At 71.6% G+C, this 21,103-nt stretch carries 19 protein-coding genes; 15 read left to right on the top strand and 4 right to left on the bottom strand.

The window, feature by feature from the left end:
• Positions 1 to 15 precede the first annotated feature (15 nt).
• The 10 genes from AZE13_RS29975 (at position 16) to AZE13_RS29930 (ending at position 12,420) form a co-directional block, all read left to right on the top strand.
• A complete protein-coding gene (locus AZE13_RS29975) occupies positions 16 to 660 on the top strand; it encodes a DUF6230 family protein (protein WP_079124519.1) in 645 nt (214 codons plus the stop codon).
• The gene (locus AZE13_RS29970; RefSeq protein WP_066938928.1) at positions 651 to 1,052 is read left to right on the top strand and encodes a DUF6114 domain-containing protein; all 402 of its coding nucleotides are present in this window, start codon (positions 651 to 653) and stop codon (positions 1,050 to 1,052) included. The genes AZE13_RS29975 and AZE13_RS29970 overlap by 10 nt, the downstream gene beginning before the upstream one ends.
• A 5-nt stretch (positions 1,053 to 1,057) precedes the next feature.
• A complete protein-coding gene (locus AZE13_RS29965; RefSeq protein ID WP_066938925.1) occupies positions 1,058 to 1,807 on the top strand; it encodes a hypothetical protein in 750 nt (249 codons plus the stop codon).
• A gap of 297 nt (positions 1,808 to 2,104) precedes the next feature.
• Positions 2,105 to 3,406 carry a phenylacetate--CoA ligase family protein gene (locus AZE13_RS29960; RefSeq protein WP_066938922.1) on the top strand — a complete coding sequence of 434 codons (1,302 nt, stop codon included), beginning with the start codon at positions 2,105 to 2,107 and terminating at the stop codon, positions 3,404 to 3,406.
• Positions 3,403 to 4,782, top strand: coding sequence for an MFS transporter (locus AZE13_RS29955; protein WP_079124518.1), 1,380 nt, complete (start codon positions 3,403 to 3,405; stop codon positions 4,780 to 4,782). Before AZE13_RS29960 ends, AZE13_RS29955 begins: the two co-directional genes overlap by 4 nt.
• Positions 4,779 to 5,939: a GNAT family N-acetyltransferase gene (locus AZE13_RS29950; RefSeq protein ID WP_066938918.1), complete on the top strand. Its 1,161-nt coding sequence runs from the start codon at positions 4,779 to 4,781 to the stop codon at positions 5,937 to 5,939. The genes AZE13_RS29955 and AZE13_RS29950 overlap by 4 nt, the downstream gene beginning before the upstream one ends.
• Positions 5,936 to 7,102, top strand: a complete 1,167-nt coding sequence (locus AZE13_RS29945; protein ID WP_066938915.1) for an acyl-protein synthase — start codon at positions 5,936 to 5,938, stop codon at positions 7,100 to 7,102. The genes AZE13_RS29950 and AZE13_RS29945 overlap by 4 nt, the downstream gene beginning before the upstream one ends.
• Positions 7,099 to 9,750: an acyl-CoA reductase gene (locus AZE13_RS29940; protein WP_066938912.1), complete on the top strand. Its 2,652-nt coding sequence runs from the start codon at positions 7,099 to 7,101 to the stop codon at positions 9,748 to 9,750. Before AZE13_RS29945 ends, AZE13_RS29940 begins: the two co-directional genes overlap by 4 nt.
• A 151-nt stretch (positions 9,751 to 9,901) precedes the next feature.
• Positions 9,902 to 10,981, top strand: a complete 1,080-nt coding sequence (locus tag AZE13_RS29935) for an RICIN domain-containing protein (protein WP_066938910.1) — start codon at positions 9,902 to 9,904, stop codon at positions 10,979 to 10,981.
• A gap of 476 nt (positions 10,982 to 11,457) precedes the next feature.
• Complete coding sequence (locus AZE13_RS29930) at positions 11,458 to 12,420, top strand: YncE family protein (RefSeq protein WP_258528079.1); 963 nt, start codon at positions 11,458 to 11,460, stop codon at positions 12,418 to 12,420.
• 48 nt (positions 12,421 to 12,468) lie between these two features.
• On the opposite strand, the gene tgmB is transcribed toward AZE13_RS29930, so the two are convergent.
• Together tgmB and tgmA are read right to left on the bottom strand one after the other, a co-directional pair.
• Entirely contained in the window at positions 12,469 to 13,398 is a 930-nt protein-coding gene (gene tgmB / locus AZE13_RS29925) for an ATP-grasp ribosomal peptide maturase (RefSeq protein ID WP_066938904.1), read from the bottom strand.
• 6 nt (positions 13,399 to 13,404) lie between these two features.
• Complete coding sequence (gene tgmA, locus AZE13_RS29920; RefSeq protein ID WP_066938902.1) at positions 13,405 to 13,596, bottom strand: putative ATP-grasp-modified RiPP; 192 nt, start codon at positions 13,594 to 13,596, stop codon at positions 13,405 to 13,407.
• Positions 13,597 to 14,073: 477 nt separating this feature from the next.
• On the opposite strand from tgmA, the gene AZE13_RS29915 reads away from it, so the two are divergent.
• The 5 genes from AZE13_RS29915 (at position 14,074) to AZE13_RS29895 (ending at position 17,570) form a co-directional block, all read left to right on the top strand.
• Entirely contained in the window at positions 14,074 to 14,307 is a 234-nt protein-coding gene (locus AZE13_RS29915; protein ID WP_066938899.1) for a hypothetical protein, read from the top strand.
• 123 nt (positions 14,308 to 14,430) lie between these two features.
• Positions 14,431 to 14,859 (top strand): hypothetical protein, encoded by a 429-nt coding sequence (locus tag AZE13_RS29910; protein ID WP_066938898.1) that lies wholly within the window; start codon positions 14,431 to 14,433, stop codon positions 14,857 to 14,859.
• A gap of 5 nt (positions 14,860 to 14,864) precedes the next feature.
• The gene (locus tag AZE13_RS29905; RefSeq protein ID WP_258528082.1) at positions 14,865 to 15,455 is read left to right on the top strand and encodes a thiol-disulfide oxidoreductase DCC family protein; all 591 of its coding nucleotides are present in this window, start codon (positions 14,865 to 14,867) and stop codon (positions 15,453 to 15,455) included.
• A gap of 10 nt (positions 15,456 to 15,465) precedes the next feature.
• A complete protein-coding gene (locus tag AZE13_RS29900) occupies positions 15,466 to 16,227 on the top strand; it encodes a TetR/AcrR family transcriptional regulator (protein WP_066938895.1) in 762 nt (253 codons plus the stop codon).
• A 152-nt stretch (positions 16,228 to 16,379) separates the two neighbouring features.
• Positions 16,380 to 17,570: a serine hydrolase domain-containing protein gene (locus AZE13_RS29895; RefSeq protein WP_066938893.1), complete on the top strand. Its 1,191-nt coding sequence runs from the start codon at positions 16,380 to 16,382 to the stop codon at positions 17,568 to 17,570.
• A 22-nt stretch (positions 17,571 to 17,592) separates the two neighbouring features.
• Here the strand turns inward: AZE13_RS29895 and AZE13_RS29890 are convergent, their stop codons facing one another.
• The gene (locus AZE13_RS29890; protein WP_066938890.1) at positions 17,593 to 19,314 is read right to left on the bottom strand and encodes an acyl-CoA dehydrogenase family protein; all 1,722 of its coding nucleotides are present in this window, start codon (positions 19,312 to 19,314) and stop codon (positions 17,593 to 17,595) included.
• A 119-nt stretch (positions 19,315 to 19,433) separates the two neighbouring features.
• Positions 19,434 to 21,059 (bottom strand): hypothetical protein, encoded by a 1,626-nt coding sequence (locus tag AZE13_RS29885; RefSeq protein WP_066938887.1) that lies wholly within the window; start codon positions 21,057 to 21,059, stop codon positions 19,434 to 19,436.
• Positions 21,060 to 21,103 lie beyond the last annotated feature (44 nt).

The following is a 21,103-nucleotide window of genomic DNA, read 5'->3' as shown; positions in this document are numbered from 1 at the left end:
GCAGGAAGGACATCGATGGCACGTCATCGCGCGACGGGGCGCCGTTCACGAAGACGCGGCGCCGCCGCGCCCGCCGCGGGCACCAGCTGGCGGCGGGTGGCCGTGGCCGCCGTGCTCGCACTGGCCGGCTCCGCGACGACGGTGTGGGGCACCACGGCGGCCGGAGTGCCCGTCGGCTTCGCCGTCTCGGGCAGCACCTTCCAGGTCACCGCGGACCAGCTCAACGGGCGCGACGCCGTCCAGTACGCGTCGTTCGACAAGGACGCGCGCGGCCGCAGCCGGCCGGTGGCGGTGGCGCGGATCGGCCACGCCCGGCTCACCAACGTCTGTCAGTCCTCGGTGGCGCATACCCCGTTCGGTCCGGTGACCCTGACCATCCGCGGCGACCGCGGCGGCCTGGTGACCGCGGAGGACCTGGTGATCGACCTCGAGCAGGTGCGCGGCGATCTGCGCTTCGGCGACGTCCAGATGGGACGGGACGCCTCCAGGCTGGACGCCGCCGGTGCGCTCACCGGCGCCGTCCTCGGGGCGTACGGCCAGCAGGCGCGGACGCTGGACATCACCGATATGCGGCTGAGCGCCTGGTCCCTGGCCGCCGGCTCGTTCTCCCTGCGCGACGCGGCGATGTCCATCCGCCCCGGGAACCGCCCATGCAGCTGAAAGCCCCGCTCGCCGTCCGCGGCCGCCCGTGGGCCGCGGCGGCCCTGCTCTGCGCGGCCGGAGCGGAGCTGGCGTACTTCCCGCTGCGGCGCCCCGAGTACCTCGGCTTCCAGGGGACCGCCGCCACCTCGGCGCTGCTGATCGCCGGCGCCCTCGTCGGCTGCGGCCTCCACACGGCCGCGCGGCCCCACCGGGCCACGGTCAGCGGGGTCGCCGCGATCGTGCTGGCGCTGCTCTCCTTCCCGCTGGCCAATCTCGGCGGGTTCTTCGCCGGCATGCTCCTGGCAGTCGCCGGCGGCGCGCTCGCCGTCGGGTGGCGGACCGGTGACACCGGCGGCCGCACCGGCCCGGATGCCCCACCCCCGGTGCCGGGCGGCAAGGCGGCCGAATGAGGCGGATGTCCGGCCGTACGCTGGCCGCCGCCGTCCTGATCCTGCCGGCCTCCGCCCTCGCGGCACCGGACGCGAACGGCACCCGCCCGGGCGCCGTCACCGCCGTGCCCCCCGGGACGGCGGGTCCGGCCGCGCCCGTACCCGTGGCGGCCACGGGGAGGACGCACCGGGCCGTCGGCCGCTGCCGGCCGCTGCCGCCGGCGGCCGACCCCGGCACGGCCACTCTGGCACAGGCCCGGGTCCTCGCCCGGTGTCTCACCTCGGCGGACGGCGGTCCCCGGCCGCAGCCGAACGGTCCCACCGCGGCCGGGGAAAGGGGCGGGGACACCTCGGTGGCGGCCCGGACCCTGCGGGTCACCGGCCTGCTGTGCCCGCTTCCCGCGCCGACCGGGGCTCTGTGCCGCGCCCGGTCCGTGACCCTGCAAGGCGCCCGGATCGTCTACGGCGCCGGGTCCGGCATCTGCCTGTCCGCGCCCACGGTCACCGCCCGCGGGGACATCCGGCTCGCGGCGCGCTGGATCAGCGGCCGCCTCCTCGGCCTGCTGCCCGTGGGCTTTCCCACCTCCCTGTTGCCGCCGGTGCCCGTCCCGTACGCCGCCCTGACCGATGTCCGTATCGCCGGACTCCGCCTCCGGGCCGGTGAAGTCACCGCCGTCCACGGCCGGATCACCCCGGGCAGCGAATGTTTTCAGCCAGCCCAGTGGCCGGAAATTCCCGGCGGATCGCCGTCGGTAGGGGATGACGCCACGGGATGACACTCGGCTCGAAAGACGACCGGAGAGCTGAGTTACCGTGAAGAAAAGGAATCCGACGGATGCATGGTGGCAGCCGGAAACGGAATGGCGGCCGGCCGGCATCCCCTTTCCGCCAAGTCGGCTGTCGCCGGGAACATCGCGCATGACATAACATCACCGATCGAAGTCCCCAGCACGGAAAGGCGTTCGAGGGGGCCCCACCGGGTTTCCTGTACGTCTGCCGCTGACTCCACACACGAGCTGGTGCCGCACACCCCGTGGTACCGGTTTCCTCTGCATGCCGAAAAACAGGAATCAATGCCCGTTCAACCATTGCCGGAACTCATACGCTTCGTGCGTCGCAACTCACCCTTCTACCAGGACCTCTACGCCGGACTGCCGGACCGGGTGGAGGAGTTGACGGACCTGCCGGTCATCCCGCACGACGCATTCTGGCGAGCCAACACACCCCGCCACAACCGCCTTTTGACCGGGCCGCTCGATGAGGCGGTGATCTTCAAGAGCGGCGGAACGACCGGCGCTCCGAAGTTCTCCGTCTATACCCGTGAAGAATGGCGAGAATTCACCTCCGCGTTCGGCGCCGGACTCGTCGAAGCCGGACTGCGCCCCGGCCACCGGGTCGCCGACCTCTTCTACGCCGGGGAACTCTACGCAAGCTTCAACTTCATCCTGGATTCCCTCCACCGCGCCCCCGTGGCCAACGTACGGCTGCCGATAGGGGGTGCCGCGCCGCTCGAATCGACCGTCGGGACGCTGGAGGAATTCGACGTCGATGTCGTCGCCGGCACCACCACGACGCTCTGCTCCCTGGCCGACCACCTCGTCGGCGAAGGGCGCCAACTCCCCGGCGTGGAGATCCTTTTCTTCGGCGGCGAGGGGCTGTTCGAGGACCAGCGCCCGCTGCTCGCCAAGGCGTTCCCCCGGGCGGAGGTCCGCTCCATCGGATACGCCGGTGTCGACTCCGGCCTCCTCGGGCAGGCCGTACCGGGGGCCGATCCCCGCGTCCATCGGGCCTTCACACCCCACACCGTCGTCGAGATCCTCGACGAGAACACCGGCGAGCCCGTCACCCGCAACGGCGTCACGGGCCGTGTCGTGGTCACGGACCTGCGCCGACGGCTGATGCCCGTCCTCCGCTACCCGGTGGGCGACCGGGCCGAATGGACCGACGTCGACGCCGGGCACTTCCGTATCCTCGGCCGCGCCGAGGAGGGCGTACGCATCGGCGTGGTGTCCCTCTACACCCAGGACGTGCACGACCTCGTGCGTGCCGCGGACCCGACCGGCCAGGTGACCGGCGTGCAGCTGGTGATCCGCCGCTGGGACGGCCGGGACGGACTGGTGCTGCGGCTGGCCGCCGACGAAGCGGCGGTCGGCGGGTATCCGGCCGCCGGCGGCCCCGGAGATCCGGGCGGCCTCGGGCATCTGACCGGCGCTGTCACCAAGGAGCTCCTCGCGGCCCGGCCGCTGTACGCCGCGGAGGCCGACGGCGGACGCATCCACCCGCTCGCCGTGGAGTGGGTCCGGCACGGCGAACTGGCCGTCAACCCCCGCACCGGCAAGCTGATCCGCGTCCTCGACGAACGGCCGCACTCATGACGCCCGCACCGGCCCGGCGCCGTCTCCCCGTCGTCCTGCGCAACCGGGCCTTCGGCACCGTGTGGGCCGCGCAGGTACTCACCCAGGCCGCGAGCCGGATGTTCCAGGTCGGCGTGGTGTGGTGGCTCATCGCCCACGCCGTCGGCAGCGGCGGTGACCGCGGCCTCGCCTCCGGGGTGTTCCTCGCGGTGAGCACGCTGCCCGCGGTGGCGCTCGCCCCGCTGGTGGCCACCGTCATCGCGCGCTGCCGGCACCGTACGGTGCTGGCCTCGGCGGCCGCCCTGGCGGGCCTGGTCGCCGCCGCCACCGCCGGATGGACCTATGTCGCGCCGCCGCCCATGGCCGCCGCCTACGGTGCCGCGCTGCTGCTGGCCGGCTGCCAGGCGCTCTTCGATCCGTGCCTGACCACCTCCGTACCCGAACTCGTCGACGACGCCGACATCGAGGAGGCGACCGGGTTCGAACTCGCCACCCAGTCCCTGGCCGGCCTGGCCGGCGGGCTGCTGGGACCGCTCATCGTGGACGCCTGGGACCTGGCGGGGATCGTCTCCGGATGCGCCGGCGCGTACCTCACGGCCGCGCTGCTGGTATCCGTCACCCGGTTCCCCCGGGGCGCCACGGGCCCGGACGGCGCCGACCCGGCGGACGGCGCACCGCCCCGACGGACGCTGCGTCAGATCCTGGCCGACCACCGCTTCATCAGGCGCGTACTGCTCTGCTTCGCCGCGGCGAACGTCTTCACCACCGCGGTGTACGTGGTCATGCCCCTGTACACCCGGTCCGTGCTGCACGCGCAGGGCTCCACCGTCGCCGCGCTGGAGGCGGCCCTGGGCGCCGGCACGCTGCTCGGGTCGTTCACCGGTGCGCGGCTGCGAGGTTCGGCCACCACCGTCGGCGCGGCCTGCCTGGCGCTGATGGCCGCGGCCCTCGGGACGCCGGGCCTGCTCGCCGACCGGACCGCCGCCATCGGGGCCCTGGTCGTCGCGGGCTGGTGTGTGGGCGCCATCGGGGTGCGGTTCGTCGCGCTGTTCCAGCGGCTGGTCCCGGCCGAGGACAAGCCGGGCTTCTTCGCCATGATGCAGGCGCTGCTCGGCGCGACCTTCCCGCTGTCCTCACTCGTCTTCGGCGCCCTCGGCGACCACCTGTCACCGCAGGTCCTGTGCCTGCTGCAGGCCGTCGGGCTGGTCCCGGTCGCCGCGGCCCTGTGGTGGTCCGGCCGGCGTACCGGTGCCCTGCCGGAGGCCGACTCCGCCGCTCCGGCCGCGTCCGGTTCCCCCTCCGCCCCCGCCGAGTCCGCCGAGCCGGTCGAGCCGGTCGGGCCGACCGGGCCGGTCGAGTCCGCCGTCGGCACCGCGCCGCTGGGGGACGTCCGATGACGCTCACCATCCGGCCGGCCGCGCCCCAGGACATCGCCGAACTCCGGCAGCTGTACTTCGAGGTGTACGGCCACGGCTACCCGGTGGCCCTGGGCAGCGATCCGACCGAGATGCACCGCCTGATCACCGACCCGCACTGCCACTGGCTCACCGCGCGCCGGACCGGCACCGGCGAACTGGCCGGGTCCGCGGTCGTGCAGACCGACCCGGGCAACCGGGTCGGCAAGCTCGTCGGCCTCGCGGTCCACCCCCGTCACCGCCAGCACGGTCTGGCGAGCCGGCTGACGGGGGCGGTCACCGCCGATGCCTTCGCCACCGGCGCCCTCGATTCCATCCACACCACCGTCCGGCTGGTCACCCAGGCCCCGCAGCGCGTCGTGGCCCGCAACGGGTACCGGCCGCTCGGCCTGCTGCCCAACGCCGCCGATGTGTCCGGCTGCGAGACCCTCGCCCTGTTCGCCTGCTACGCCGACGGCGTCCTGGACCGCCGTGAACCGGTCGCCGCCGTGCCTGAAGCGCTGATGCCCCTGCTGGAAGCGGCCGACGACACCGTCGGCATCTCCTCCGCCGGGGTCCGGGCGCTCGCCCCCGGGGACGCGGAGCTCCCGGCCGCCACCGCGGCCGCGCACCCGAAGGTCCGCACCGCCATCGAAGTGATCACCGCCCCCGGCTTCGTACGCCGACGGTTCCGCGATCTCTTCCCCGATCCCGCGGGCCCCTACGTCCCGCTGCATACCCCGAACACGGTGCTGACACCGCCGAACGGCGAGTTCGAGATCTACGCCGACCTCGACCCGGCGGCCGGCAGCTGCGCCCTCGTCGCGGTGCACCCGTGCCCGTCGGCCGCCACCCGAGCCCTCGACTCGCTCACCGCGGCCCTCAGCCGGGCGGGCGCCGACTACGTCGAGACGCTGGTGCCGCTGTCCGACACCGCGGGGCTGTGGGCGTTCCTCTCCGCCGGCTTCGTGCCCAGCGCCTGCTATCCGGCCATGCGCCGGGTCGGCGACCGCTTCCACGACTACGTCGTCCTCTCCCGTACCGACCGTCAGATCGACTTCCGGACCACCGCCGTCAGCACGCTGCTCCAGCCGTACCTGGCCGCGTACCTGACCTCCTGGACGTCGACCTACCTGCCCCGTCACGAGGTTGTCCGATGAACCCCCATCTCGCCCCCGTCGAGGTCCCCGACCCGACGGCCCTCGCCGCCGTCCAGCGCCTGTGCGACCTCACCTCGCCCTACGCAAGCGGACCGGAGACGGACGCCCTGTTCGCGACCGCCATGGCCGAGTCCCACGCCTGGCACGCGGAGCGCTCCCCGCTCTTCCGCTCCCTCCTCGCGGACACACCCGAGGTTCCGGCGCCCACCGTCGGCGCGGCCGTCCGTACCCCGCTGCTGCACGCCAACTTCTTCAAACGGCACGAGGTGCTGTCCCTGGCGCGCGACGAGGTCTTCCTGCATCTCACCTCGTCCGGCACCACGGGCCAGAAGTCGCAGATGTTCTTCGACGAGTGGACCATCCGCGCCGCGCAGCGGATGGTGGCCCGCGTCTTCGACCACTACGGGTGGATCACCCCCGATCAGCCCGCCAACTACCTCCTCTACAGCTACGAGCCCGCGCCGGAGGTCCGGCTGGGCACCTCCTTCACCGACAACTACCTCTGCGACTTCGCGCCGGTGCGGGACACCACCCACGCCCTGCGGCACACCGGGACGGGCCACGAATTCGACGTGCACGGCTGTATCGCCGCTCTCCGGCGCTACGCCGAAGAGGAGCTGCCGGTACGGATCCTGGGCTTCCCGGCCTTCCTGCACTTCACCCTGGAGCGCATGCGGGCCGGCGGCATCCCGCCGCTCCAGCTCCCGGAAGGCTCGCTGGTCGTCCTCGGCGGCGGCTGGAAGGGCCATGCCGACCGGCAGATCGCCAAGGAGGACTTCTATGACGAGGTGACCCAGCAGCTCGGCATTCCCCCGGAGCGGATCCGGGACACCTACGGCTCCGTCGAGCACTGCGTGCCGTACATCGAGTGCGCCCACCACCGGCTGCACGTACCGGTCTGGTCCCGCGCCGCCGTACGCGACACCCGGACCCTGCGACCGCTGCCGTACGGCGAGCGCGGCTACCTGCACCTGGTGTCCCCGTACATCACCTCGGTCCCGGCGCAGAGCGTCGTGATGGGGGACCTGGCCTCGCTGCACCCCGGCGACGAGTGCGGCTGCCCCGTGGACACACCGTGGTTCACGATCCACGGCCGCGCCGGGGTGAGCCGCAACCGCAGCTGCGCGGTCGCCGCCGCCGAACTCCTGAAGGGAATGTCATGACCTCCGAACTCCACTTCTGGCAGGGCTCGTTCATCGGCGCCGACGAGGCGGCCGACCGGCTCGCCGAACTGCCCGCCGTCGTCGAACGCGCCCTCGCCGAGCCGTTGTCCGCCGAGACCGTGCTGGTGGCCTGCGACACCCTCGGCCGCGCCCTGCGCGATCCGGACGGTGACGTGCACGCCGGGCTCCTGGTTCACCTGACCGAGGGCGTCCCGGCCACCGACCGCGCGGAAGCCGCGGCCACCCTCGCCGAGATCGCGGACGCCCTCGCCCGGCCGGCCCTCGAACGCAAACTGCGGCGCGAACTCGGCGGTCCGCGTCCGGAGCGGTTCACCCGTCCCGACGCCCGCGAGACGGTCTACGAGGCGTGGGCCCCGGTGGGCCTGGTGGTCCACATCGCCCCCGGCAATGCCGCGACGGTCGCCCCCCTGAGCGTCGTGGAGGGCCTGCTCGCGGGCAATGTGAACGTGCTCAAGACCAGCAGTTCCGACACCCCGCTCGCGCAGCACCTGCTCGCCGAACTCGCCGCCGCGGACCCGACCGGGGCCATCGGCCGCCGGATCGTCGCGCTGCGTTTCCCGTCCCGCCGCCAGGACCTGATGCGGTTGCTGTGCGCGCCCGCGGACGCCGTGGCCGTCTGGGGCGGCGAGGACGCCGTGCGGGGCGTCGCGGCCCTCATCCCGCCCGGCTGCCGGCTCGTCGAATGGGGTCACAAGATCTCGTTCGGCTACCTCACCCGCGACGCTGCGAGGGACCGGGACAGCCTCGCCGCGCTCGCCACCGACGTCTGCCGGGCCGAGCAGCAGGCGTGCTCCAGCCCGCAGGTCATCTACCTCGACACCGGGGACCACGGTGACGCGGGGACCGGTACGGACAGCGGGACCGGTACGGACAGTGAGACCGGCACGGACAGCGGGACCGACGGTGACGCCGCGGCCTCCGCCGTCGCCGACGAACTCTTCGCCTTCGCCGAGCGGTTCGCCGCCGTACTCGACGAGGTCTCCGCCGGCTTCCCCGCCCCGCACCCCGAACCGGAGGCCGACCCGGCCGAGCAGGCGGAGATCACCACGACCGAACTGGTCGCCCGGGCCGAACAGCATCTGGGGCTGACGAAGGTCATCACCGCCGACGACGGCAGCTGGCGCGTCTTCGCCGACGTCCGTCCCACCCTCACCGCCTCCCCGCTGCACCGCACCGTCTGGATCAAGCCGCTCCCCCGCCAGGAGATCACCGCGACCCTGCGGCCCATGCGCCGGTACCTCCAGACCGCCTCGGTGGGCGGCAGCCGCGCCGACATCGCCCGGCTGTCCAGGGCGCTCGTCACCGCGGGCGTCCAGCGGATCACCCCACTCGGCGCGATGCTCGACAGCTACCACGGCGAACCGCACGACGGCGTCTACGCCCTCCAGCGCTACAGCCGCCGGGTCAGCGTGCAGGCCACCGGTGCGGAGTTCGCCGCCACCCCGTGCCTGGACGACCTGATCGCCCCCGCCGCACCGCCCGCCGCCCCCACCGGCCCGCTCATGGACAAGTCCGCGGCCCAGGACCAGCTGCGCTCCCTCGCACCCGAGCACGCCCAGCTCTACTTCCGCAGCGGCGGCACCACCGGCGCCCCGGCCCTGTCCGTCTTCACCTGTGACGACTACGACACGCAGATGCGCGCCTCGGCACACGGTCTGCTCGCCGCGGGCTTCGACCCGGCCCGCGACCGCGCCGCCAACCTCTTCTACTGCGGGGAGATGTACGGCAGTTTCATCAGCTTCTTCTCCATCCTGGAGCGGCTGAACGCCACCCAGATCCCGATGGCCGCCGGCCCCGACCACGAGGCCATAGCGGAGGCCCTCGTCACGTACCAGGTGGACACCCTGTTCGGCATGCCGTCCTACCTGTGGCAGCTGTTCCACACCCAGCGTGAGCGCCTGCGCTCCTACGGCGGTATCCGCAAGGTCTTCTACGGCGGAGAGCACTTCACCACCGAGCAACGCCGCATTCTCACCGAGGAGTTCGGCGTGCTGCTCATCCGCTCCGCGGCGTACGGGAGCACGGATCTGGGGCCGCTGGGCTACCAGTGCGCCCATGCCCGCGGCACGGAGCACCACGTCCTGACCGACCTGCACACGCTGGAGATCCTCGACCCGCAGGAGGACCGGCCGGTCCCCGCGGGGCAGCCGGGCCGGCTGGTCTTCACCACCCGGACCCGCGCCGGCCAGCGCCTGGAGCGCTACCAGATCGGTGATCTGGGCCGGGCCGTGGACGGGGTGTGCCCCTGTGGCAGCCGGACCCCGCGCATCGAACTCCTCGGCCGCTACGGCGACGTGTTCCGCATGGGCACCTACCACTTCAACTACCGCCGCTTCACCCGGGCCGCCGAGGAACACCTCGGGTACCGGGGCGAGTTGCAGCTCGTCCTGACCTCCGCGGCCGACCGCGAGCACCTGACCGTCCGCCTGGACGAGCGGTACGCCCCCGACCCGGACGAGGCCCGCACGACGCTGCTCGCCCACATCCCGGAACTGGGCTCGGCGGCCGGCGCGGAAGCGCTGCTGACCTGCACGGTCGAGACCGCCGACACGCTCGCCTTCGAACGCACCCCCACCAGCGGCAAACTCCGTACCGTCATCGACCGCCGAGCGTCGGTCACGGCCTGACGCGAGGCGCGCGCCTCTGCCCTCTGACCGCTGACCTCTGCCCCGGAGGTCCCGGCCGGCGCTGGATACCGCAGCCGGCCGGGACCTCCTTTTTGCTGATCGAACAGGCTAGAGTCAGGCCGAATATTCCGCCTAAGCGAAGGAGTTACCTATGTTAGGAAGAAAAAGACGCATACGTGCCGTCTTTGCCCTTTTTGCCGCGACCGCAACCGTCGCGCTCGGCCTGACCGGCACACCGGCAGCGGCCGCGGAGCAGGCGCCGGGTGCAGCCGACCTGGCCCAGGTCACGCTGAAGAACGTCAACAACGGCCGCCACCTCGATGTACAGAACGGCAACCCGGGCTCCGGAGCGATCGTCGTCACCAACTCCGCGCCGGGCTACAAGCAGGACTGGCACATCAATCCGGTCGGCAACGACGGCGCCTTCAACCTGGTGAACACCGCGACCGGCAAGTGCGTCACCGCCGGGCTGCCGCTGCGCCAGCAGCCGTGCGACGGAACCGGCAGCAAGAAGTGGTACTTCCAGCCCGTCCCCGGGAACGGCACCAGGGCGAACGCGTTCATGGTCCGTAACGCCGGGAGCAACAAGTGCCTCGACGTCGTCCTCGGCGCCACCTACAACGACGCCTGGACCCAGACGTACAGCTGCAACAACACCCGCCCCCAGCAGTGGACCCTGCCCACGCAGGCCGCCTCCGACGCGGCGTTCGCCCTCGCCGTCGACTACGCGGCGTTCCGCTGCGCGAAGGACACCTCCACCTGCTCCTGGTCGAAGGCCGCACAGACGCCGGCCGCCCCGCTGCCGAAGCAGTGCATCTCCCCGGTCTGGTACAACGGCACCACCGAGCCCGTGCCGTGGACGTTCTCGCTCAACACCACCACCGGCTGGACCACCGAGCTCGGCTTCCAGCTCCAGACCAGCCTGCAGGGCGGCGGCGGAGAGCTCGCCCCCTTCCAGGCCACCGTCGCCCACACCGTGACCGGTAACGTCAGCATGAACCTCCAGAAGGAGCTCGGGAATTCGCTCACCGTGACGGTCCCGCCGAAGCAGTACGGGTGGGTGGCCCTGTCGGAGCTGGCCACCAAGGTCTCCGGTGAGTGGACGTTCGACGCCAACGGCTTCCCGTGGACCGCGCAGGACACCATCACCGTCCCGCTGAAGTCCGGCGACGGCGGAGCGAGCATCTACATGGCGCAGACCAGCGACGCCTTCACCGGCTGCGACAAGTAGAAGATCGCCGCTCAGGTGGCGCTTCGGGCCCGGTCGGCCATGGTCGACCGGGCCCACGGCGGTCCCCCGCCGGCCCCGCCGGCCGGCGGCCCTGACGACCATCGTGGGCGCACCCCACTCCGACCCGACAGATTCGCCCACACGTTCCCATGGCGCCTCGGCTTTCGATTTCATCGGCCCCGATGGGCGGAATCCGTCGCAGGCACGTGCACCCCGCCGCGCACGGAGGGCGCCCCAGGTGGCCGGTCGCGGTTCACTCTCCAGGGGCATATGCGAGGGCTGGTCGCCGGTAGTACACCTGCGGGACCACCCGATGCCTGGTCTTGTGGAGTCGTCACGAGCACTACTGACCCAGGAGAGCCATGCGCCCATTCCCCCTGGCCAGTGCCCCGCACGGCGAGGTACCGGGCCGGCATCGAACGAGCAGACCCCCGCTGTCCCGCCGTGGCCGCCGCGTGTGCTGGAGCTCGGCCACCGTGCTGCTACTGTCCTGCGTACTGGTCGGGGGCGGTGTCGCCCCGCCGAACCCCGTGCCCCGGCCCCCGGCCCGTTACCCCGTGCGCGTCAGCGCCTACGTGGCCAACAGCGGATCGGCGACCGTCTCGGCCTATGACACCCGCCTGGAACGCCGGCTCGGCGACGCCCATGTGGGCAACGGCCCCACCGGGGTGGGAGCGGCTCCGGACGGCGACGCGGTCTACGTCGCCAACAGCCGCTCCAACTCCGTCTCCTGCGTCAACACCGCCACCCGGATGACGAAGGCCACCGTGCCGGTCCAGCAGCGGCCCTTCGCGGCGGTGCCGACCCGGGACGGCCACAAAGTGCTGGTGACCAACTTCGGCTCGGACACCGTCTCGGTCCTCAAGGCCGAGGACTGCAAGGTGGTCGCCACCGTGCCCGTGGGGCCGCTGCCGCACAGCATCGCCACGGTGCCGAACGGAAACGCGTACGTCACCGACAACGGCGGCGGCTCGGTGACCGTGCTCAACCCGGCCTCGCATGCGACCCAGAACATCCCGGTGGGAGACTTCCCCAGCGGGATCAGCGCGCTGCCCTCCGGCAAGCAGGTGTTCGTCTCCAACACGGGTTCCGGCACGGTTTCGGTCATCGACACCCACACCAACAAGGTGGTGGCCAACCTGCCGGCCGGCCAGGCGCCACTGGGGAACGCGGTCAGCCCGGACGGCAAGCGCCTCTACGCCGCCGATACGGCCCGGGACCGCCTGCTGATCATCGATATCCCCGCCCGCCATATCGTCGGCGAGGTTCCGGTCGGCGTCCAGCCGGAGGGAGTCGCCGTCACCCCCGACGGCCGGCGGGTATGGGTGACCAATGAGAAATCCGACACCGTATCGGTCATCGACCCCTTCACCCAGCGGGTCCGCGCCACCCTGCCGACCGGACACGAGCCCGAAGGCATCGCCATCACCCCACGCTGAGCGGGCTGCCTCGCAGCAGTAGCGCCTTGAACAGGCCATGCCCCGGCCTCAGGAGGGCGGGTACGCCGCCAGCCAGGCGGCGATGGCCTGGGCGATGGGCTGGTCGGTGTCGAGCTGGATGAAGCCGAACTGGCCGCCCTGGTTGCATTCGAGGAACCACCAGGTCCCGTCGCGGTCCTCGGCGAAGTCGAATGCCCCGTAGGCGAGTTGGGCGGTGGTCAGGTAGGCGGTCACCGACCGGCGGACGAGGTCGGGAACCTCTGCGGGCTTCCAAGTGGCGTTCTCCGTGAAGCGGCTGTCCACCTCGTCGGGGTCGGCTTCCTTACGGGCGGCGAAGAGCCGGCCGCCGACACCGGTCAGCCGGATGTCGGCCTGCTTGGGGACGAGTTGCTGGAGCAGGGTCGGGGCGAACGCGACCGCGGAGAAGTCGGCGTCGGGGCTGATACGGGTCGTGGGCAGCACCATGGGCGGGTCGCCGGGGTGCTGCCCGGAGACGGACTTGACCACGAGGTCCTGGTACGTGGCGGCGAAACGGCGGGCGACCGCGGGGAACGAGGTGATCAGCGTGGCGGGCACGGCGAATCCGCTCTGCTGGGCGATATGGAGCTGCCAGGGCTTGTGGCGGGCCTGGGCGGCGGCCGCGGGATGGTTCATCCAGCGGGCCCGGGTGGCGGTGAGCATGCCGTAGAGCGCCTGCTCGGACTCCGCGGTGAGCCACGCCGACCGTTCTCCGGCACGGGTACCCGGTGCGCCGGGCCGGCGGACCCAGACCGAACGCAGACTGCTCAGGCCCACCATGCGTTCGTCCGCCCTGAGGTAGCCCTGGAAGCCGTCGCCGCCGTAGTCCGCCGAGAGGGCGACTCTGCCGGGGAGGTCGGCGGGGTCGAGGCGGACGATCGGCACTCCGCGGTCCTGCAGGTTCGCGATGACCATGTCCGCGGTCAGGTCTTCCTCGCAGGTGAGCACCAGCACGGTCATCGACGGTCAATCGTCGAAGTGCGTCTTGGAACCGGCGGTGGAGGCGGTGGTGCCGGTGGCCAGCAGAACCGCCCGGCTACTGGTGGCCGGCCGGCCGTCGGGCAGGACGTTGAGTTGCCGCGCGGCGTCGTAGGTGTACGGCGTGGCGGCCTCCGGCTTCGCCGCCGGGCGGGCGTAGCTCAACGCAAACGGTCGCATACCTTCTCCTTCAAAGCCCCGTGGTCTGTCCCCATACCGCGGTCAGGGACGGGTATTTCGCCAAACAACTTTGCACAGATGACGCAACTGTTCGGTCAATAGTTGCTGCTTTTGATCGTTTCTCGCGAATCGCTTGACGGAACCGACGCCAGAACGTTTTCCGGACGAGCGCATGCCACTTGAGAGTGAGAACGGCACTACGCCGCGTATTCCCCCGCCATTACGCGGCGATAGGGCGCACGGCAGACTTATCGGCGCTTGCCGGCGCTTGTCGGGGAGCGCGCCGCTGCGGGCGCACGCTCCTTCCGGCCATCCGGCCGGAGTCGCCGCGGGCACCATCAAGAACACCCAACCAGGCCCAGGCGAGTGATCGGCCGGGCCGGCGCCGCCCGTTGCCTTGCGCCGTCCTGGCACTCGGCTCAGGCTCATCGTGTCCCGGAACAGCTCACGAGAAGCAAGCGCGAGGAGTGTTCGTCCATGGCGGTGTGCGAAGTGTGCGGCAACGACTACGAGATGGCGTTCGAGGTGCGCGCGGCCGGCGCCGAACACATCTTCGACAGCCTGGAATGTGCCGCCCAGAAGATGGCTCCGGTGTGCGAGAACTGCCACTGCCGCATCCTGGGCCACGGCCTCCAGTCGGACGGGCAGTTCTTCTGCTGCGCCCACTGCGCACGCCAGAAGGGACATGCGCAGCTCGTCGACCACGCCTGAGCCCCACCCTGCCCCGCCCCACCTCACCCCACCTCCCCCGCCTCCAGAGTTGAACATGTTCAAAAGCAGGTCTACAGTCCTCGGCACAGCAAGTTTTTGAACACGTTCAAGAGGGGCTGGGGAATGGACCTCACTGTCGTCGCGTACGTCGTCTACCTGCTCATCAGCATCGGTCTCACCGTGTGGGTCGCGCGGACGCTCAGCCGAGCCGGGCGGATCTTCCTCTCCGATGTGCTGCACGGGAACGAGAAGCTCGCCGACGCCGTCAACCATCTGCTGGTGGTCGGCTTCTACCTCGTCAATCTCGGTTTCGTCACGCTGTACCTGCGTTCCGCCGACGCGGTGGACGACGCCCGGGAGCTGGTCGAGGCGCTGTCGGTGAAGCTCGGCGTGGTCCTGCTGGTCCTCGGCGTGCTGCACCTCGGCAACGTCTACGTACTGAACAAGATCCGGCGCCGCGGGCTGATGGAGCGTGAGCAGGTGCCGCCGGTCGCGCCGACCGGCTGGACGAAGCCGGGTGACGGGGCGTTCGCGCCGGGCACGGGGGCGTGAGCACCTTGACCGCCCTCGACGACCGGGACCGGGGCCTGCGGGCCCCGGCCCCGGCCCCGGTCCCGGTCCGCCGGCTGACAGTCCTGTACGACGCCGGCTGCTCGCTGTGCACCTTCGTACGGAACTGGCTCGTACGGCAGCGGCAGCTCGTACCGCTGGATCCCGTCCCGGCCGGCTCCGGGGAGGCACGGCGGCGCTTCCCGGAACTCGACCATGCGGCGACGCTGCGCGAGATCGCCGTGGTCGGGGACGCCGGGCAGGTCTACACGGGGGCGGCGGCGTGGGTGGTGTGCCTGTGGTCCCTGGCCGGGTACCGGCCGATGTCCCACCGGTTCGGCTCCCCGTCGGGCGCGCCGCTGGCGAAGGCGGCCGTGCTCGCGGCCGCCAAGTACCGCGACGCGGCCACGCGGACGCCCGTCCCGTCCGTGTGGCAGCCCCCTCCCGCCGCGCCCGCCCCGCCATGGGGCCTGCGGGCCGACGGCCCGAACGGCGGCTGGGTGTACGACCCCGCCCGCGGCTGGACCGCCATCCCGCCCACGGCCGCGCCGGCCGCCGGACCGGACGCCTGTGCCGGTGGCTGCGCCGTCCCCGATTAGGCTCGCAGCCATGGAACAGGCGGAGAAGACGGCGACCCCGAAGAGCCCGCGGAAGGGCGCCCCGAAGAGCGAGCAGACCCGGACCCTGATCATGGAGACGGCGCTGCGCCTCTTCCAGGAGCATGGTTACGACAAGACCACGATGCGGGCCGTCGCCAAGGAGGCCGGTGTCTCGGTCGGCAACGCGTACTACTACTTCGGCTCCAAGGAGCACCTGATCCAGGGGTTCTACGACCGGATCGCCGAGGAGCACCAGGCGGCCGTCGTGGAGGTGCTGGCCACGGAGAAGGACCTCGCGGCGCGGCTGCGCGGGGTCCTTCTGGCCTGGGTGGACACCGCCCAGCCGTACCACGAGTTCGCGGCGCAGTTCTTCAAGAACGCCGCCGACCCCGAGAGCCCGCTCAGCCCCTTCTCCCCCGACTCCGCCGGCCCCCGGGATGCCGCGATCGACGTGCACCGGCGGGTGCTGGCCGGGTCCACCACGAAGGCCGACCCGGAACTCGCCGAACCGCTGCCCCGGTTGATGTGGCTGACGCAGATGGGCCTCGTACTCTTCTGGGTCTACGACCGCACCCCCGATTCCGCGAACACCCGCCGTCTCGCCGAGCGCATCTCCCCGATCGTCGCCCGGGCGATCGCACTCACCCGGTTCCGGCTGCTGCGTCCGCTCGTACGGGAACTGAACGAGCTGGTCGGTGACTTCATGCCGACAGCGGCCGGGATGGCCGCGTCGGGCCCCAAAGCCACCCGCACCGAGCGGAAGCAGCCCTAGAACCATCCACTAGTGCACTATTTGCACAGAAATCCATCACTCGGATATTTGTCCGGAAAATGGCTCCCCATCGGCGCATGACCGAGTCACGCTGGGCCGCACTCTCACGTCATCCGACGGCGGCACATGTCCCCGGCACCATGAGGAGTCCCATGAAGTCCAGGCGCCCCGAGGCCCACCGTTCGCAGTCCCGTCGTACGTGGTCCCTGCGTCTGACCACCGCGGGTGCGGCGCTCGGCCTCGCCGCCGTGATCGGCGCCGGTCCGGCGGTGGCGGCCGAGCCGACTCCGGCGGACATCCTGCGGGCCGGGGCCCAGAAGGGGGTCGCCGACGGATACCCGGGCGTGATCGGCCTCGTACGCAAGGGTGACACCACCCAGTACGTGCACGCGGGCGTCGGTTCGCTGGCCACCAAGGTGCCCGCCGACCCCAAGGCGCGGTTCCGGATCGGCAGCAACACCAAGGCCTTCACCGCCACCGTGCTGCTCCAGCTGGAGAGCGAGCACCGGCTCTCACTGGACGACACGGTGGCCAGATGGCTTCCGGGCGCGGTCGGCGCCAACGGCTACGACGGCTCGAAGATCACGCTCCGTCAGCTGCTGAACCACACCTCGGGGCTGCCCGAGTACGCCGGCAGCGTGGATGTGTCCGTGCCGTACGTCCTCAACACCGACCCCCGCCGGCCCTGGCCGCCGCAGACGCTGGTGAACATCGCCCTGAAGCAGCACAAGCCGAACAGCGCGCCGGGCCAGAAGTTCGGCTACTCCAACACCAACTACGTCCTGGCGGGCATGGTGATCAAGGCGGTCACCGGCAACGACGCCGCCACCGAGATCAAGCAGCGGATCATCGAGCCGCTCGGCCTGCGCGACACCACCTTCCCCACCTCCGACCCGGCCCTGTACGGCACTTACCTGCGCGGCTACATGTACCCGCTGGTCGGCGTCCTCATCAGGGACGTCACTGCCTCCAACGTCCAGGTCTTCGGTCCCGCCGGTGCGATGGTGTCGACCCAGGACGACCTGGCCGCGTTCGGGCGGGCACTGCTGACCGGGCGGCTGCTGCCGCCCGCGCAGATGGCGGAGCTCAAGACCACCGTCCCCATGAACGCCGAGGGAACCGCCGCATACGGGCTCGGCATCGAGCATCTGAAGCTGCCGTGCGGACAGTGGGCCTGGGGCCACAACGGCGCCGTACTCGGCTACTTCAGCGAATGGCTGACGAGCGAGGACGGCAGCCGGCAGGTGGTGCACGCCAACAACGAGTACCACATGATCGCGGGGACACCGGGGCAGCTCCACACCGGCGAAGCCGCCACGAAGGCGTACTGCGCGCTGTCCTGAGCGGCCGCGCCGTCCCGAGGGATCACGGAGTCATCTCGTAGGAACCGGCCAGTGCCTCGACCCGCTCCCAGACGCGCGCCGAGCGGGCCTCGTCGACCACCGGACGGCGGACCGCGGCCAGCGCCCAGCGCTGCTGCTCCGGGGTGGCGGAGTCCTTGCCGTGCAGGTCGACGGCGTGCGCGGAGAAGTCGCGGACGAGGACGGCGAAGAGTTCGTCGAGGACGTCCTGGTCCAGTCCGGTCAGGCGCGCCTGTTCCAGGATCAGCTGGCCGTGGACGACGAGCGCGAACAGCTGGCCGACGGAGAGGAGCAGATCGAGGTCGCGGCTCTGCTCCTCGTCCGGGGCGGCGGTGGTGACGAACTCGCACAGGGCGTCGGCCTGTTCGCGGAAGCGGGCGACGTTGGGGGCCTCGGCGTACGCGTCGTAGGCGGTGCGCCAGTCGTGGAAGCGGATGGCGCCCAGGCCGCGGGCCGGCCCCTGGTGGAAGAGGAACGTGTCATCGGCGGCGTCGAGGCGGGCCGGGACGGGCGCGTACTCGGCCGGGTTCAGCAGGTGATTGCCCATGAACTTGAGGATCAGGGCGAGGTTGACGTGGACCGTGCCCTCCAGCTTCGGCAGGCCCCGGATCTCGGTGGCCGCCTGGGCGAAGTAGGTGTCCTTCTCGAAGCCCTTGGCGGCGATGACGTCCCACATCAGGTCGATGACCTTCTCGCCCTCGGTGGTCACCTTCATCTTCGTCATCGGGTTGAAGAGCAGGTAGCGGCGGTCGTCGGGGCCGGCGGACCGGAAGTAGTCGACGGCGCGGTCGCTGAACAGCTTCATCCCGACGAGGCGGACGTAGGCATCGGTCAGCTCACGGCGCACGTGCGGGAAGGCGGTGACGGGACGGCCGTAGAGGACCCGGTGGTGGGCGTGGGTGACCGCCTCGTACATCGCGTGCTCGCAGATGCCGATCGACGCGGTGCAGAGGTTGAACTTGCCGACGTTGACGGTGTTGAGGGCGGCGTCGAAGGCGGCCCGGCCGGTGTGCAGGATGTCCTCGGGGCCGACCGGGTAGTCGTCGAGGCGGAATTCGCTGACGTACTTCGACGAGTCGACGACGTTCTTGACGAGGTGGTATGCGGGGTGGCGGCTGTCGGCGGCGAAGAAGACATAGCCGTCCGGGCCCTCGATGTCGGTGCGGCGGCCGAAGACGGAGACGAGTCCGGCGGCGTTGCCGTTGCCGATGTAGTACTTGGACCCGCTGGCCCGGAAGCCGCCGTTCTGGTCGGGCTCCAGCAGCATGCCGGTGGAGTAGATGTCGGCACCGTGGGCCTTCTCGGACAGGCCGAACGCGAACACCTCGCCCTGGGAGAGGAGTTCGGCGGCGCGGGCCCGGGCGGTGGCGTTGTCGCTCTGCCAGACCGGGCCGAGGCCGAGGATGGTGACCTGCCAGGCGTACCAGTAGTCGAGCCCGTAGAAGCCGAATATCTCGTTGAGGGCGGCGATCCGGGCGGTGTCCCAGCGCCGGTCCGGCTGCCCGTCGGCGGCGGAGGCGGGGGTGAGGAAGGTGGCGAACAGCCCTTCCTCGGCGGCGAAGGCGAGGAAATCCGCCAGCCAGGCGCGGGAGCGGTAGTCCTCGATGAGCTTCCGCTTGCCGCGGGCCTCGAACCAGTCGACGGTGGCGCGCAGCAGCCTGCGGGTCTCGGGGTCGAAGTGCGCCGGGTCGTAGGTGTGCGGGTGGAACAGCAGCGGATCCGCCATGGGTGTGCGCCTTTCCGGCTCGAGGGTCGCCCCCGATCCTTCTATGCAACTTGTTGCACAGACAAGCGGCACCGCCCGGGTGAGACACGGCTCACCCGGGCGGACGGAACACCGCGGGATCAGACAGGCGGCAGCTTTCCGCTGCCGAAGAGCTTGCGCTCGTCGTGCAGGGCGAAGGGGGTGGTCCTGAGGTCCACGATCTCGATGCCGAAGATCTTCAGTTGCAGCATCAGCTCGGTCTTCAGGTCGTAGCCCGCGCTCAGCGCCCAGGCCGGAGCGCCGCCGTCGGTGGCCGCCGCGGCCCGTCCGGTGAGGTGGACGGAGAGATCGCCGCCGACGCCCGCCGTGTCGTAGAGGAACACCTGGGCGCGCGCCCCGACGCGGGCGGTCGCGGAGGCCGCGCCCGCCACCCGGGGTGCGGCGCCCTTGGTCTGCTGTTGCGCCTTGTGCAGCGGCTGCCACCCGTGCGCGCGGTCGTAGTTCGCGCCGACGGCGAACGAACCGGAGGTGCGCTGGTCCGCGTCGAGCTCGATACTGCCGTCGGCGGTGAAGCGGTAGGTGAAGGTGACCTCGGTGCTGACCACGACCGGGACGGGGCCCACCCAGAAGACGTGCCGTCCGGTGACTGCCGCCAACGGCACCGCGGTCTCCCCGGTGTCCGCCGTTCCGCGCACCTTACCGTGCACCTGCCAGGCGTAACCGTAGGAGCCGCCGAGGCCGATGGCCGCGCGCTCCGGCAGCAGGTTCAGCCCGCCGCGCTTCTGGTATTGGAAGATCAGCTCGGGCCGGAACGTCACCTCGCCGGACAGCCGGGCCGGCGACTTACCGGTCGCCTCCACGCCCTTCGGCAGCGGCACATTGACCCCGAGCCGCAGACCGGCGGGCGTCTTCGACGCGGCCTTCGCCGCAGCGGGCGACAGCGCACCGGTACGCGACGAGGCGAGCGAGACGGTGTGCGCCGCACGGGCGCCGGAGCGGGTGAGCTGATCGCGTGCCGCGCCGGAGGCGGAGGCGGAAGCGGAAGCCGACGGGCTGGGTGAACCCGCGGGCGGCGTGCTCTCGCCCGCACCACCGGTGGTGACTCCGGCGTCGGCGCCACCGGTGCCGCCGGGCGACGGGCTCGCACCGTCGGGCGACGGAGTCGCGCCGTCCGACGGCGCGGCCGGGGTACCGCTGTCCTTGTCACCGCCGGCCGGCGGCTGCTGCACGGTGACGCCGGAAGAGAGCGGCTTGACGGTGAGCTCACCGGCTCGCAGCGCCGCCCGCTGGTCCACCTTCTGGTCGCCCAGCAGCTCAGGCAGCGTCGCGGGGACCGTGGTCACCCGGACCTCGCCACCCTGGGACCCGGTGACCTCGCCCACCTTGAACAGCGCCCCCGACGGGGCGTGCCGGTTGGGCGCGGCGGCGATGACATCGCCCTTGCGCACGGTCTTGCCGTCGGCCGGCTTCAGCACCGCCCGCTTGTTGCGGGCGTCGTACGACGAGAGCCGTACGGGAACCGAACGGCCGGCACCGGCGGGGGCGGTGGAGGGCTTGGCGACGACGGCGCCACCCTCCGGGTTGGCGGCGCTCGTGCTGTCGTCCGGCGCGCTGTCCGGGTCGGCGGACCCGGTGGCCCGTATCCCGACGGGAGTTTCGCCGGAATTGCCGGAGCCCGAGAGCAGGGCATGGGTGCCGAGGGCGGCGGGGACGAGTACGCCGACTGCGGCGGCGGGCACCGCGATACGGCGCCAGGGAACGGCCATGGAATTCCTTGCGGGTGTGGGGGTGATCCAGAGGCACTGCGGGG

It is taken from the genome of Streptomyces sp. NBRC 110611, from assembly GCF_001590865.1.
Lineage (GTDB): Bacteria > Actinomycetota > Actinomycetes > Streptomycetales > Streptomycetaceae > Streptomyces.
Note: the sequence above shows the minus strand (reverse complement) of the source record. Positions and strands in the feature narration are given on the sequence as shown.